General features: G+C 72.3%; 11 protein-coding genes. All 11 read left to right on the plus strand.

Annotation, left to right across the window (positions count from 1 at the left end; genetic code table 11):
* Positions 1-9: 9 nt before the first annotated feature.
* The 11 genes from lysA to ACGFX4_RS01175 all read left to right on the plus strand — a co-directional run bounded on the left by lysA (position 10) and on the right by ACGFX4_RS01175 (position 12,862).
* Positions 10-1,404 (plus strand): diaminopimelate decarboxylase, encoded by a 1,395-nt coding sequence (gene lysA / locus ACGFX4_RS01125; protein ID WP_393069149.1) that lies wholly within the window; start codon positions 10-12, stop codon positions 1,402-1,404.
* Between the two features lie 131 nt (positions 1,405-1,535).
* Complete coding sequence (locus ACGFX4_RS01130; protein WP_393069151.1) at positions 1,536-2,828, plus strand: homoserine dehydrogenase; 1,293 nt, start codon at positions 1,536-1,538, stop codon at positions 2,826-2,828.
* A gap of 9 nt (positions 2,829-2,837) precedes the next feature.
* A complete protein-coding gene (gene thrC / locus ACGFX4_RS01135) occupies positions 2,838-3,926 on the plus strand; it encodes a threonine synthase (protein WP_393069153.1) in 1,089 nt (362 codons plus the stop codon).
* Positions 3,927-4,215: 289 nt separating this feature from the next.
* Positions 4,216-5,133 (plus strand): homoserine kinase, encoded by a 918-nt coding sequence (thrB, locus tag ACGFX4_RS01140; RefSeq protein WP_393069155.1) that lies wholly within the window; start codon positions 4,216-4,218, stop codon positions 5,131-5,133.
* A 518-nt stretch (positions 5,134-5,651) separates the two neighbouring features.
* Entirely contained in the window at positions 5,652-7,757 is a 2,106-nt protein-coding gene (gene rho / locus ACGFX4_RS01145; RefSeq protein WP_393069156.1) for a transcription termination factor Rho, read from the plus strand.
* 144 nt (positions 7,758-7,901) lie between these two features.
* A complete protein-coding gene (locus tag ACGFX4_RS01150) occupies positions 7,902-8,996 on the plus strand; it encodes an LCP family protein (RefSeq protein WP_393069158.1) in 1,095 nt (364 codons plus the stop codon).
* Between the two features lie 135 nt (positions 8,997-9,131).
* The gene (gene rpmE, locus ACGFX4_RS01155; RefSeq protein WP_345698977.1) at positions 9,132-9,356 is read left to right on the plus strand and encodes a 50S ribosomal protein L31; all 225 of its coding nucleotides are present in this window, start codon (positions 9,132-9,134) and stop codon (positions 9,354-9,356) included.
* 114 nt (positions 9,357-9,470) lie between these two features.
* A complete protein-coding gene (prfA, locus tag ACGFX4_RS01160; protein ID WP_393069160.1) occupies positions 9,471-10,547 on the plus strand; it encodes a peptide chain release factor 1 in 1,077 nt (358 codons plus the stop codon).
* A 20-nt stretch (positions 10,548-10,567) separates the two neighbouring features.
* Entirely contained in the window at positions 10,568-11,434 is an 867-nt protein-coding gene (gene prmC / locus ACGFX4_RS01165; RefSeq protein WP_393069161.1) for a peptide chain release factor N(5)-glutamine methyltransferase, read from the plus strand.
* An 88-nt stretch (positions 11,435-11,522) separates the two neighbouring features.
* Positions 11,523-12,170 carry an L-threonylcarbamoyladenylate synthase gene (locus tag ACGFX4_RS01170; RefSeq protein ID WP_345698980.1) on the plus strand — a complete coding sequence of 216 codons (648 nt, stop codon included), beginning with the start codon at positions 11,523-11,525 and terminating at the stop codon, positions 12,168-12,170.
* Between the two features lie 44 nt (positions 12,171-12,214).
* Entirely contained in the window at positions 12,215-12,862 is a 648-nt protein-coding gene (locus ACGFX4_RS01175) for a protein-tyrosine-phosphatase (protein ID WP_393069328.1), read from the plus strand.
* Positions 12,863-12,954 lie beyond the last annotated feature (92 nt).

Below are 12,954 nucleotides of genomic sequence, written 5' to 3' on the forward strand. Positions count from 1 at the left end.
GTCACTGAGATGAGCCGCTCCGCCCACCCCGCAGGCCCCCGGCACGGCGACGTGCTCCCCGAGGGCCACTACCAGGCACCGCCGAGCGATCTGAACGCGCTGGACCCGAAGGTGTGGTCGCAGACCGTAGTCCGCAACGCCGAGGGTGTGGCCACCGTCGGCGGCGTGGACGTGAAGAGCCTGGCGGCCGAGTTCGGCACCCCGGCGTACGTGATGGACGAGGCGGACTTCCGCGCCCGGGCCCGGGCCTGGCGGGACGCCTTCGGCAGCGACGCGGACGTGTTCTACGCGGGCAAGGCGTTCCTGTCGAAGGCGGTCGTGCGCTGGCTGCACGAGGAGGGCCTGAACGTCGACGTGTGCAGCTCGGGCGAGCTGCAGGTGGCGCTGGCGGCGGGGATGCCGGCCGAGCGGATCGCGCTGCACGGCAACAACAAGTCGGTGCACGAGCTGGAGCAGGCCGTGAAGGCCGGGGTCGGGCACATCGTGGTCGACTCCTACCAGGAGATCGAGCGGCTGGCGGCGATCGCCGAGGCCCAGGGAACCAGGCAGCCCGTGCTGATCCGGATCACGGTCGGCGTGGAGGCGCACACCCACGAGTTCATCGCGACCGCGCACGAGGACCAGAAGTTCGGCCTGTCGCTGAACGGCGGCGCCGCGGCGGAGGCGGTCCGCCGGGTGCTGGCGCACCCGGAGAGCCTGGAGCTGCGCGGCATCCACTCGCACATCGGCTCGCAGATCTTCGACTTCGCCGGCTTCGAGGTGGCTGCCCGCCGGGTGGTCGGCCTGCTGGCGGAGATCCGGGACGAGCACGGCGTCGAGCTGCCGGAGATCGACCTGGGCGGTGGCCTGGGCATCGCGTACACCAGCGAGGACGACCCGCGCAGCCCGGCGGAGATCGCGGCCTCGCTGGCGGAGATCGTCCGCCGGGAGTGCGCGGCGGCCGAGCTGACCGCGCCGCGCCTGAGCGTGGAGCCGGGCCGGGCGATCGTCGGCCCGACCGCGTTCACGCTGTACGAGGTGGGCACCATCAAGCCGCTGGACGGCCTGCGGACGTACGTCAGTGTGGACGGCGGCATGTCCGACAACATCCGCACCGCGCTGTACGACGCCGAGTACTCGGTGGCACTGGTGTCGCGGACCAGCGACGCGGCGCCGATGCTGGTCCGCGTGGTCGGCAAGCACTGCGAGTCGGGCGACATCGTGGTCCGGGACGCCTTCCTGCCGGCCGACCTGGCGCCCGGCGACCTGATCGCCGTTCCGGCGACCGGCGCGTACTGCCGCTCGATGGCGAGCAACTACAACCACGCGCTGCGCCCCCCCGTGCTGGCGGTGCGCGACGGCGCGGCCCGGGAGATCGTCCGTCGGGAGACGGAGGAGGATCTCCTGCGGCTGGATATCGGCTGACGAAATTCTTGTCTCAGAACGTGGACCAGCCGTAGATCCCACGGGAAAGTCCCGGAGACTGGTAGGGACCGAATAGCGTGCGGGTCCGGTGGAGGACCCGGCGGAGACCGAAGAATGCAGAGCGGAGTCGGATGATGCGTACGCGCCCGCTGAAGGTGGCGTTGCTGGGTTGTGGTGTGGTGGGCTCCGAGGTGGCGCGCATCATGACGACGACGTCCGACGACCTCGCCGCGCGCGTCGGCGCCCCGGTCGAGCTCGCCGGGATCGCCGTCCGCCGGGCCGGTCGCCCGCGCCCGGGGGTGCCGGAGCACCTGCTCACCACCGATGCCGAGGCGCTGGTCGCCCGGGACGACATCGACGTCGTGGTCGAGGTGGTGGGCGGCATCGAGCCGTCCAAACACCTCATCCTCAAGGCCTTCGAGAACGGCGCCTCGGTGGTCTCGGCCAACAAGGCGCTGCTCGCCCAGGACGGCGCCGAGCTGCACGCCGCGGCCGAGCAGGCCGGGGTCGACCTGTACTACGAGGCCGCGGTGGCCGGCGCGATCCCGCTGATCCGCCCGCTGCGCGAGTCGCTGGCCGGCGACAAGGTCAACCGGGTGCTGGGCATCGTCAACGGCACCACCAACTTCATCCTCGACAAGATGGACACCTCCGGCGCCGGGTACTCCGAGGCGCTGGAGGAGGCCACGGCGCTGGGCTACGCCGAGGCCGACCCGACCGCCGACGTGGAGGGCTTCGACGCCGCCGCGAAGGCCGCGATCCTGGCCGGGATCGCCTTCCACACCCGGGTGACCGCCGCCGAGGTGTACCGCGAGGGCATCACCGAGGTGACCGCCGCGGACATCGCCTCCGCGAAGGCGATGGGCTGCGTGGTGAAGCTGCTGGCGATCTGCGAGCGGTCCGCCGACGGCGAGTCGGTGACCGCCCGGGTGCACCCGGCGATGATCCCGCTCAGCCACCCGCTGGCCTCGGTCCGCGAGGCGTACAACGCGGTGTTCGTCGAGGCCGAGGCGGCCGGCCGGCTGATGTTCTACGGGCCGGGCGCGGGCGGTTCGCCGACCGCCTCGGCGGTGCTGGGCGACCTGGTGGCGGTCTGTCGCAACAAGCTCAGCGGCGCCACAGGCCCGGCGGACTCGGTCTACACGCAGCTTCCGGCCAAGACCATGGACGAGGTGGTCACCCGCTACCACGTCAGCCTCGACGTGGACGACCGCGCGGGTGTGCTCGCCCAGGTCGCGTCGGTCTTCGCGGAGCACGGCGTCTCCATCGACACCGTGCGCCAGCAGGGCCGCGACGGCGACGCCTCGCTCGTCGTGGTCACCCACCGGGCCACCGACGCCGCCCTGTCGGCGACGGTCGACAAGCTGCGCGCGCTGGACAGCGTGCGTGACGTGGCCAGCATCATGCGGGTCGAAGGGGAGTAGGAACCTACGATGAACGCAGTCATCGCCAGAGGAGCGCACACCCACCAGTGGCGCGGTCTGATCGAGGAGTACCGGGACCGCCTGCCGGTCACCGACTCCACCCCCGTGGTCACCCTCCTGGAGGGCGGCACGCCGCTCGTACCCGCCCAGGTGCTCTCCGAGCGCACCGGCTGCGAGGTCTACCTCAAGGTCGAGGGCGCCAACCCGACCGGCTCCTTCAAGGACCGCGGGATGACCATGGCCATCTCCAAGGCCAAGGAGGACGGCGCCCAGGCCGTCATCTGCGCCTCCACCGGCAACACCTCGGCGTCCGCGGCCGCGTACGCGGTGCGCGCCCGGATGGTCTCCGCGGTGCTGGTGCCGCAGGGCAAGATCGCCCTCGGCAAGATGGGTCAGGCGCTGGTGCACGGCGCGAAGATCCTCCAGGTGGACGGCAACTTCGACGACTGCCTCACGCTGGCCCGCGAACTGTCCGAGAAGTACCCGGTCGCCCTGGTCAACTCGGTGAACCCGGTGCGCATCGAGGGCCAGAAGACCGCCGCCTTCGAGATCGTCGACATGCTCGGCGACGCCCCCGACATCCACGTGCTGCCGGTCGGCAACGCGGGCAACATCACCGCCTACTGGAAGGGCTACCGCGAGTACGCGGAGGACGGCCTGGCCACCCGCAAGCCCCGGATGTGGGGCTTCCAGGCGTCCGGCTCGGCCCCGATCGTGGACGGCGCCCCGGTGCTGAAGCCGCAGACCATCGCGACCGCGATCCGGATCGGCAACCCGGCCTCCTGGGACTTCGCGCTGGCCGCGCGGGACGACTCCGGCGGCCTGATCGACAAGGTGACGGACCGTCAGATCCTCGCGGCGTACCGCCTGCTGGCCGCACAGGAGGGCGTCTTCGTGGAGCCCGCCTCGGCCGCCTCGGTGGCCGGCCTGCTGGCCAAGGCGGAGGCCGGCCTGGTCGACCCGGGCCAGCGGATCGTCTGCACCGTCACCGGCAACGGCCTGAAGGACCCGGACTGGGCGGTGGCCGGTGCGCCGCAGCCGCAGGTCGTCCCGGTCGACCCGGAGACCGCCGCCCGGCGCCTCGGCCTGCTGGACTGACGACGTCTCACCAGGTGGGCCGGTCCCCTTTCGGGGGCCGGCCCATTCCGGATCCATATCGCGTCAATTCCGATGCGGTTTTCTGCGCACTTTCCGGCCAGAACCGGCAACACGGCCGATCAAAGAGGAGCGGGGTGTACCGCTCTTGAACCTCTCTTCGATACTCTGGTCGGGCGGGCCGCGCCCGTTCCGCTGCGCGCGCATTCCGTCCCGCCGTCGTCACACGTCGGCGCCGTAACACGTCGGCCCCGTTGTCCGGGCCACCCTCACTCCCAGGAGAGTTCACCGCATGGCCGGTCCCGCGTTCCGCGCCGCCGCCGTCCGGGTCCGGGTTCCCGCGACCAGCGCCAACCTCGGTCCGGGATTCGACGCCTTCGGGCTCGCCCTGGGTCTGTACGACGACGTGGTCGTCCGGGTCGCCGACTCCGGCCTGACCGTGGACATCGCCGGTGAGGGCGCCGACAACCTGGCCCGCGACGAGCGCCACCTGGTGGTCCGCTCGATGCGCGCCGCCTTCGACCGCCTCGGCGGCCAGCCGCGCGGCCTCGAAGTGGTCTGCGCCAACCGCATACCGCACGGCCGCGGCCTCGGCTCCTCCTCCGCCGCGATCTGCGCCGGAATCGTCGCCGCCCGCGCGGTCACCATCGGCGGCGCCTCCGCGCTGGACGACGACGCGCTGCTCGCCCTCGCCTCCGAGATCGAGGGCCACCCCGACAACGTCGCCGCCTGCCTGCGCGGCAACTTCACCGTCGCCTGGACCGACGAGGAGAGCGCGCGGACCATCACGCTCGACCCGTCCGACCGGGTCGTGCCGGTCGTCTTCATCCCGTCCACCGAGGTGCTCACCGAGACCGCCCGGGGCCTGCTGCCGAAGACCGTCCCGCTGGCCGACGCCGCACTCAACGCCGGCCGCGCCGCGCTGATGGTCGAGGCCCTCACCCGCCGCCCGGAGCTGCTGCTCACGGCCACCGAGGACCGGCTGCACCAGGACTACCGCGCCTCCGCCATGCCCGACAGCGCCGCGCTGGTCGCCGCGCTGCGCAGCGAGGGCGTCCCGGCCGTCATCTCCGGCGCCGGTCCGACCGTGCTCGCGCTCACCGACGAGGCGCACGCCGACAAGGTTCTGAACTTCGCCGGCCCGCAGTTCGCGGCGCACCGGCTGGAGCTGGACCGCACCGGCGCGACCGTGCTCCCGCTCGACATGTGAGACGGACACGATTGACAAGGCAAGGGCTGGGGAATGTGTCAGGGGGTCGGTAGTGTTAACCTCATTGCTGCACCAGGTGCCCTCCGGGGCGCGGTGCGACGCGTCCCGATCCCGATCTCCCGTCCACTCGGCGGGGGCCGGAAGCACGGGACCACGATTCTCCGGGAGTCCGCCACACCGCGTACGCAGCCTGCCTGCGCGATTGCGGCCCATCCCGAAGCCGTGACGGCACCAGACTCCCCCCGGCGGCAGCCTCCGCAGTGAGGCACGGCCGGGCAGGGGCCCGGGGTTCCCGCCACGCGACGGGGGCCCGGGTATCAAGGCGCAGCGGGGTCGGCACGAGTACCGACCGTCCGCGTCACTTCGCACCACAGTGCACCGCACTTCGCAGCTCCTCCGGAAGATCAACTCTTTCGGGGGAATCCCGCCTCGGACCAGCGCGCAGAGACGTTGGTCAGGACAGCACAACCGGTCGCCGAGCCAGACAGGCCGACGTCCGCTCCAGGGAAGGACCCTTAGTGAGCGACACCACCGATCTGATGGGCGCGCGCCCGGACGCCGACGCGTCGGACGCAGCCGCCGCCCCCGCGGCTCCGGCGCGGCGCCGCCGCAGCGCCGCCGCGGGCCTGGACGGCCTGGTCCTGGCCGAGCTGCAGAAGCTCGCCTCGACACTCGGAATCAGCGGTACCGGACGCATGCGCAAGAGCCAGCTGATCGAGGCCATCAAGGAGAAGAGCGGCGGGGACCCGCTGCTCGCCGGCAACGCCGCGCCCGCGGCGCCGGCCACCAAGCGCGCCGCCAAGGCCGCCGCCCCGGCTCCGGAGGAGGCGGCCCCGGCCGCCGAGGCCGCCGACACCAAGCCGGCCCGCCGCACCCGTGCCGCCGCCGCCGCGACCGAGCCGCAGCCGCAGGCGCAGATCGAGATCCCGGTGCAGGCCGCCGCGGAGACCGCTGCCGCCGTGCCGGCCCGGGCCGAGCGCACCCGCCGCCGGGCCACCTCCGCGGCCGGCGCCCCGACCGCCGAGGCCGCCGCCGAGCCGACCGCCGCTGTGGTGGCCGAGGCCAAGGCGGAGACCCGCCAGGCCGAGCGCGTCACGGACGGCGAGGGCCGGACCGAGCGCCGCGACCGCCGCGACCGCCGGGACCGCCGCGAGGGCACCCCGGAGCAGCGCGCCGAGGGCGGCGAGGGCCAGGACGGCGACGCCCGCGAGTCCCGCCGGGACCGCCGCAACCGCCGTGAGCGCGACCGCGCCGACCGCCAGGGCGGTCAGGGCGGCCAGCAGCAGGACGGTCAGACCCGTCAGCAGGGCCAGAGCCAGAGCCAGGGCGCCCAGCAGCAGCAGGGCGGTGCCCAGCAGCAGGGCGGCTACGACGACGACGAGTTCGGTGACGGCCGTCGCGGCCGTCGCGGCCGCTACCGCGACCGCCGGGGCCGTCGCCGCGAGGGCTTCGAGGGCCCGGGTGCGCCCGAGGTGCAGCTGGCCGACGACGACGTCCTGATCCCGGTCGCCGGCATCCTGGACATCCTCGACAACTACGCCTTCGTCCGGACCTCCGGGTACCTGCCGGGTCAGAACGACGTCTACGTGTCGCTGGCCCAGGTCCGCAAGCACGGCCTGCGCAAGGGTGACGCGATCACCGGTGCGGTCCGCCAGCCGAAGGACGGCGAGCGCCGCGAGAAGTTCAACGCGATGGTGCGCCTGGACTCGGTGAACGGCATGGACCCCGACAGCGGCCGCGGCCGTCCCGAGTTCGGCAAGCTCACCCCGCTGTACCCGCAGGAGCGCCTGCGCCTGGAGACCGACCCGGGCGTGCTGACCACCCGGATCATCGACCTGGTGTCGCCGATCGGCAAGGGCCAGCGCGGTCTGATCGTGGCCCCGCCGAAGACCGGCAAGACCATGATCATGCAGTCGATCGCCAACGCGATCACGCACAACAACCCCGAGTGCCACCTGATGGTCGTCCTGGTCGACGAGCGTCCGGAAGAGGTCACCGACATGCAGCGCTCGGTCAAGGGCGAGGTCATCTCCTCGACCTTCGACCGCCCGGCGGAGGACCACACCACCGTCGCGGAGCTGGCCATCGAGCGCGCCAAGCGCCTGGTGGAGCTGGGCCACGACGTGGTGATCCTGCTGGACTCGATCACCCGCCTGGGCCGCGCCTACAACCTGGCGGCGCCGGCCTCCGGCCGCATCCTGTCCGGTGGTGTCGACTCGACCGCGCTCTACCCGCCGAAGAAGTTCTTCGGTGCGGCGCGCAACATCGAGAACGGCGGCTCGCTGACCATCCTGGCCACCGCGCTGGTCGACACCGGCTCGCGGATGGACGAGGTGATCTTCGAGGAGTTCAAGGGCACCGGCAACATGGAGCTCAAGCTCGACCGGAAGCTCTCGGACAAGCGCATCTTCCCGTCGGTCGACGTGGACGCCTCCGGCACCCGCAAGGAGGAGATCCTGCTCGGCAGCGAGGAGCTGGCGATCACCTGGAAGCTCCGTCGCGTCCTGCACGCGCTGGACTCGCAGCAGGCGATCGAGCTGCTGCTGGACAAGATGAAGCAGACCAAGTCGAACGCCGAGTTCCTGATGCAGATCGCCAAGAACACCCCCGGCGGCAACGACTGACGCCGATTCGGCCCCTCCGGAGCCCCGGACCGCACCTCGCGGTCCGGGGCTCCGGGCGTTTCCCGGGCGTTTCGGAGAACCGGAAGGGCGGATCCGGGCGTCACCTATGCTCGAATGACCACACAGTAGGAGAAATGGGGCGAGATGGCCGGACACCGTCAGCAGCGCAGCCCGCGCGGCCGGGCCCTGCGGATCGCCCTGTTCTCCCTGGCCGGCCTGCTGGTGCTCGCCGCCGCGGTGGGCGGCGTCGCGTACTGGAAGCTCAACGGCAACCTCAAGAGCGTCGACATCAACGCCCAGCTGGGCACCGGGCGGCCGCCGGCGGCCACCGACGGCTCGTTCAACGTGCTGGTGCTCGGCTCGGACTCCCGGGCCGGCTCCAACGGCAACCTGGCGGGCGGGGACACCGGCGGCACCGCCCGCTCGGACACCGCGATGGTGGTGCACGTCAACCAGGCGCACACCGCCGCCTCGGTGGTCTCCATCCCGCGCGACACCCTGGTCGCCCGGCCCGCCTGCACCGCGGCCGACGGCAAGCCCGTCCCGGCGGCGCGGAGCGCGATGTACAACTCGGCGTTCGAGGCCGGCGGCCCGGCCTGCGCGGTGCGGACCACCGAGCAGCTCACCGGGCTGCGGATGGACCACTACGTGGAGATCGACTTCGCCGGGTTCGCCGGCCTGATAGACGCCATCGGCGGGGTGGACGTCACCACCACGGTCCCGATCGCCGACAAGGACAGCGGGCTGAACCTGTCGGCCGGCACCCACCACCTGCAGGGCGAGCAGGCCCTGGCCTTCGTCCGCACCCGGCACGGCGTCGGCGACGGCAGCGACCTGGGCCGGATCGAGCTGCAGAAGCAGATGATGAAGTCGATCATGGCGCAGATGGGCGAGATCGGGCTGACCTCGAACCCGACCACCCTGTGGTCGGTCGGCGACAAGCTGACCCGGGCCCTCACCACCGACTCGGACCTCGGGTCGGTCAGCGCCCTGGTGGGCCTGGCGGAGCGGCTCAAGGCGATCGGGCCGGAGCAGATGACCATGGTCACGCTGCCGGTGGTCACCGCGCCGACCGACGCCAACCGGGTGGTGCCCGCCGTACCGGCCGCCGAGCAGCTGTGGGCGGCGCTGCGCGCGGACCGGGCGGTGCCGCCCGCGGTGGTCGCCTCGCAGCCCGCCAACCCGGCCGAGGCCACCCCCGGCGCCAGTGCTCCGGCCACCCCGGCACGCGCCCGCTGAGCGGTGGAATAACGCCGGACGGCTCCCGGTTTGGGAAGAAGCGGCCAGTGCTGGCAGACTGGTCCGTCGGTCCCGGTTCACGCGTGGCTGCCCGGCCACCGACCCGGTGCCCTCCCGAACATCTAGGAGAACCCCTTGAAGGCCAACGTTCACCCGCAGTACGTGCTCACCAAGGTGACCTGCACCTGTGGCGCCGAGTTCACCACCCGCTCCACCGAGACCAGCGGCGAGATCCGCGCCGAGGTCTGCTCGCAGTGCCACCCGTTCTACACCGGCAAGCAGAAGATTCTGGACACCGGTGGCCGCGTGGCCCGCTTCGAGGCCCGCTTCGGCAAGAAGCTCAGCGGCGGCAAGGCCTAGCGCTTCCACGGCGCCGGTCTCTGGCGTCCCCGCGTACTCGTGGGGGCGTCCGGGCCGGCGCCGTTTCGCATCTCCTCCTCTGTTCAGTTCTCTTCCGGGAAGTAGGCCCACCCCATGTTCGAGGCAGTCGAAGAGCTCCTCACCGAGCACGCCGACCTCGAAAAGCGCCTGGCCGACCCGTCGGTCCACGCCGACCAGGCCAACGCCCGCAAGCTCGCCAAGCGCTACGCCGAGCTGACCCCGATCACCCGGACCTACCTGGCCTGGCGCCAGGCCGGCGAGGACATCGAGGCCGCCCGCGAACTGGCCGCCGAGGACTCGGACTTCATCGCCGAGATGAAGGACGCCGAGGCCCGCCAGGGGGAGCTGACCGAGGAGCTGCGGCTGCTGCTGGTCCCGCGCGACCCCAATGACGACAAGGACGTCATCCTGGAGGTCAAGGCGGGCGAGGGCGGCGAGGAGTCGGCGCTGTTCGCCGGCGACCTGCTGCGGATGTACCTGCGCTTCGCCGAGCGGCTGGGCTGGAAGACCGAGATCATCGACGCCAACGAGTCCGACCTCGGCGGCTACAAGGACGTCTCGGTCGCCGTGAAGACCAGGGGCACCACCGAGCCCGGCCAGGGCGTCTGGGCGCGGCTGAAGTACGAGGGCGGCGTGCACCGGGTGCAGCGCGTCCCCGCCACCGAGTCGCAGGGCCGGATCCACACCTCCGCCGCCGGCGTGCTGGTCACGCCCGAGGCCGAGGAGGTCGAGGTCGAGATCCACGCCAACGACCTGCGGATCGACGTGTACCGCTCCTCCGGCCCCGGCGGCCAGTCGGTCAACACCACCGACTCCGCGGTCCGGATCACCCACCTGCCGACCGGTATCGTTGCCTCCTGCCAGAACGAGAAGAGCCAGCTGCAGAACAAGGAGCAGGCGATGCGCATCCTGCGTTCGCGGCTGCTGGCCGCCGCGCAGGAGGAGGCCGAGCGGGAGGCCTCGGACGCCCGCCGCAGCCAGGTCCGCACGGTGGACCGCTCGGAGCGGATCCGGACCTACAACTTCCCGGAGAACCGCATCTCCGACCACCGCACCGGCTTCAAGTCGTACAACCTGGACCAGGTCCTGGACGGCGAGCTGAACGCCGTGATCCAGTCCTGCGTGGACGCCGACGCCGCGGCCAAGCTGGCCGCCGCGCAGGAGAACTGATCCTTTAAGGGGACGCACGGATGAACCTGCTGCTCGCCGAGGTGGCCCAGGCCACCCAGCGCCTGGCCGCGGCCGGTGTGCCCTCGCCGCGCTTCGACGCGGAGGAGCTGGCGGCGTACATCCACAACATCAAGCGCAGCCAGCTGCACACCGTCAAGGACGCCGACTTCGACGCCCGGTACTGGGAGGCGGTCTCGCGCCGCGAGCAGCGCGAGCCGCTGCAGCACATCACCGGGCGGGCCTTCTTCCGCTACCTGGAGCTGGAGGTCGGGCCGGGCGTCTTCGTGCCCCGGCCGGAGACCGAGTCGGTGGTCGAGTGGGCGATAAACGCCGTCCGTGACATGGACGTCGCCGAGCCGCTGGTGGTCGACCTGTGCACCGGCTCCGGCGCGATCGCGCTGGCGCTGGCGCAGGAGCTGCCGCGCTCCACCGTGCACGCCTTCGAGCTGGACGAGGGCGCGCTGCCGTACACCCGCCGCAACATCGCCGCCTCGCCGGACCGCGGCCGGGTCGCCCTGCACGAGGGCGACGCGACCCGCGCGTTCGAACAGGAGCGCGAGTGGGACGGGCGCTTCGACCTGGTGATCAGCAACCCGCCGTACATCCCGCTCACCGAGTGGGAGTACGTGGCGCCGGAGGCCCGCGACCACGACCCGCAGCTCGCGCTGTTCAGCGGCGAGGACGGGCTGGACACCATCCGGCTGATCGAGCGGGTCGCCGCGCGGCTGCTCCGGCCGGGCGGCGTGGTGGTGATCGAGCACGCCGACACCCAGGGCGGCCAGGTCCCGTGGATCTTCCGCGAGGAGGCCGGCTGGACGGACGCCGCCGACCACCGCGACCTGAACAACCGGCCGCGCTTCACAACCGCCCGAAGGGCGTCGTTGTGAAGAATCAGGCCCAGCACCACGGCGCGCCGGGCTTCGCCGTGAACTCCGCTGTGAACTTCGCCGTGACTTCCGAGAGGGGACTGCACCGATGAGCCGCCGTTACGACTGCTCCGACGCCGGGGACCGCGCGAGCGGGCTGCGGGAGGCCGCCTCGGCGATCCGCCGGGGCGAGCTCGTGGTGCTGCCCACCGACACGCTGTACGGCGTCGGCGCGGACGCGTTCTCGCCGGAGGCGGTCGCCGCTCTGCTGGACGCCAAGGGCCGGGGCCGCAACATGCCCTCGCCGGTGCTGGTCGGCTCGCCGACCACGCTGCACGGCCTGGTCACCGACTTCTCCGAGCAGGCGTGGGAGCTGGTCGACGCGTTCTGGCCGGGCGGGCTGACCCTGGTCGCCAAGCACCAGCCCTCGCTGCGCTGGGACCTCGGCGAGACCCGCGGCACCGTCGCGGTCCGGATGCCGCTGCACCCGGTCGCCATCGAGCTGCTGAACGCCACCGGCCCGCTCGCCGTCTCCAGCGCCAACAAGACCGGCGGCCCGTCGCCGTCCACCTGCGACGACGCCGAGGCGCAGCTGGGCGACGCGATCGCGATCTACCTGGACGGCGGGCAGGCCGACCATGCCATGGCGTCCACCATCGTCGACGTCACCGGCAAGGTCCCGGTGGTGCTGCGCGCGGGCGCGGTCAGCGTCGAGCAGCTGAGGGAGGTCGTACCGGACCTGGAGGCCGGCAGTTGACAGCGGCCTCGCTGCACGGCGCCGAGCCCGGCATATCCGGCGGGCTGACCCTCCTCCGGCGACCGGCCGAGGGCCCGCTGCCGGTGGACCGCTTCCGGATCCTGTTCGTCTGCACCGGCAACATCTGCCGTTCACCGATCGCCGAGCGGCTGACCCGGCTGGAGCTGGACCTGCGGCTCGGCCCGGTGCTGGGCCGCCGGATCCTGGTGGAGAGCGCGGGGACCTGGGGGCACGAGGGCGCGCCGATGGAGGCGCACGCGGCGACCGTGCTGGGGGAGTACGGCGCGGACAGCGGCGGTTTCGCCGGCCGCGAGCTGCTGGACGAGCACGTGATCGACGCCGACCTGGTGCTGACCGCGACCCTGGACCACCGGGCCCAGGTGATATCGATGGGGCACGCGGCGGGCCTGCGCACCTTCACCATCAAGGAGTTCACCCGGCTGGTGCGCCGGGTCGACCCGCGCACCCTGCCCGACCCCAGGGACGGCGCGCGGCTGACCGAACGCGCCCGCGCACTGGTCCGCGCGGCAGCTGCGCTGCGCGGGTGGTTGCTGGCCTCCACGCCGGAGTCGGACGAGCTGGACGACCCGTACGGCGCGCCGATCGGCATGTTCCGCAACTGCGGTGAGGAGATCTTCGACGCGCTGGATCCGGTGGTGACCGCGCTCACCGGGGTCCGCCGACAGGACTGACGGGGATTCTGCGGGGAGACCGCGCAGGGATTGTGTGCGTAATGTGCGCACGCCCTGACGGCGGTATGCCGGTGTGTGCGGACGGGCCTCCC

This window comes from Kitasatospora sp. NPDC048365 (assembly GCF_043200835.1).
In the GTDB taxonomy this organism is placed as follows: domain Bacteria; phylum Actinomycetota; class Actinomycetes; order Streptomycetales; family Streptomycetaceae; genus Kitasatospora; species Kitasatospora terrestris.